This window comes from Streptomyces sp. 13-12-16, from assembly GCF_002114215.1.
GTDB lineage: Bacteria > Actinomycetota > Actinomycetes > Streptomycetales > Streptomycetaceae > Streptomyces.
Genome location: NZ_NCTE01000889.1, coordinates 1 through 1,266 on the forward strand (window position 1 = coordinate 1; position 1,266 = coordinate 1,266).

1 protein-coding gene and 1 pseudogene are annotated in these 1,266 nt (G+C 74.9%); one reads left to right on the forward strand and one right to left on the reverse strand.

Translation table 11 applies throughout. The features are described from left to right. Positions 1 to 898: aminotransferase class I/II-fold pyridoxal phosphate-dependent enzyme (locus B7767_RS31325; RefSeq protein ID WP_107486435.1), on the reverse strand; the 898-nt coding region annotated here is incomplete at its 3' end. A 215-nt stretch (positions 899 to 1,113) separates the two neighbouring features. Between B7767_RS31325 and B7767_RS48495 the strand changes: the two are divergent. Beyond that, positions 1,114 to 1,266, forward strand: a pseudogene (locus B7767_RS48495) (S1 family peptidase); the annotation flags it as partial.

A 1,266-nucleotide genomic window follows, 5' to 3' on the forward strand; every position in this document is an offset into this window, starting at 1 on the left:
CGGCGAGCAGGGCGTCCAGCCACGCGGTGCCGTCGCGCAGGGCGGCGGTGTGGGCGAGGACACCGACGTGGCTCGGGCCGTGGCCGACCTCCTCGGGCATCCGCGCCAGGTCGCCCGCGGCCTCGGGCCCCGCGACGGCGAGGGCGGCCTTGAGTCCGGCCAGGTTCCACGCCTTCGACGCCGACATCAGCGACAGGCCGCGCTCGCCGCCCGGCACGCTCAGGTACGGCACGAACCGCGTGTCGCCGAGGACCAGCGGGGCGTGGATCTCGTCGGCGACGACGCGCACGCCGTACCGCTCGGCGAGGGCGGCGACGGCGGACAGCTCGTCGGCGGTGTGCACGGTGCCGGTGGGGTTGTGCGGGCTGCACAGCAGGTAGGCGGCCCGCCGTCGGCCGGCCGTCACCCGCCGGAAGACGTCCTCCAGGACGTCGAGGTCGATCCGCGCGTCGGCACCGAGCGGGGCCTCGGCCACTTCGCGGTCCAGGTGCCCGACGAAGTCGTGGAAGGGCGGGTAGACCGGTGGGTTCACCACCACCGCGTCCCCGTACCCGGTGACGAGTTTCAGCATCTCGACCACGCCCAGCATGACGTCGGGCACGATCGCGGTGCGCTCCACGGCGAGCCCGCCCCAGTCCCACCGCTTGTCCGCGAAGGCGGCCAGCGCCTCCGCGTAGGCGGTGCCGACGGGGTAGCCGGTGTCGCCGAGTTCCATCGCCCCGGTGACGGCCCGGACGACCGGTCCGGCCAGGGGGACGTCCATCTCGGCCACCCACAGGGGCAGCACGTCCTCGGGGTGGGTCCGCCACTTCATGCTGGTGCGACGGCGCAGGCGGTCCAGGGCGAGGGCGAGCAGCGGATTCGGTTCACCGGACGTCTCGTGCGGGATCCTGGTCATGAACACACGATAAGGGCCGTGGTGTGAACGGACATCGGACGGACGGCCCGCGCCGGTGCGCCGGCGGCCCGGGTCCCGGAGCGGCTCGCGGCGCGGCGGGACCGCGCCCGGTCTGAACGCGCCGGGTCCCGGACCCGTATGGGAAGAGGGCCTCCGACTCAGGGGAGGCCCTCGCGGTGCGCGCGCACCGCGCTGCCGAGGTTCGGGAGCCACGCATGAGGCACGCACGACGACGGGTCGTCCGGAGAGTGACACGACTGGCGGCCGTCGGCGGACTCCTCCTGGGGGCCACGATGGTCACCCACGCCGTCGCCAGTGAGCCCCGCGCGCCCGACGCGGTCCCGTTCGCCACCGCCCAGGAGACGGCG